The organism is Lactobacillus nasalidis (genome assembly GCF_016587775.1).
In the GTDB taxonomy this organism is placed as follows: Bacteria; Bacillota; Bacilli; order Lactobacillales; family Lactobacillaceae; genus Lactobacillus; species Lactobacillus nasalidis.
Window position 1 is genome coordinate 1 of sequence record NZ_BOCG01000368.1, and the last position, 204, is coordinate 204.

Sequence of the window (204 nt, forward strand, 5' to 3'; positions counted from 1 at the left end):
GCAACCGGAATGCCGATCAAGTTGTAGATCAAGGCCCAGAAGAGATTCAGCTTGATGCGCTGGAAGGTCTTCTTGGACAGGTCCAGGGCCCGCAGGACGCCCTCCAAGCTGCTGGTCATCAAGACGATGCCGCCGGCTTCCTTGGCCACGTCAGTCCCGCTGCCCATGGCGATGCCGACATCGGCACTGGAGAGGGCAGGAGCG

General features: G+C 61.8%; 1 pseudogene. It reads right to left on the bottom strand.

The window, feature by feature from the left end:
- A pseudogene (locus lacNas_RS06910) lies at window positions 1-204 on the bottom strand (heavy metal translocating P-type ATPase); the annotation flags it as partial.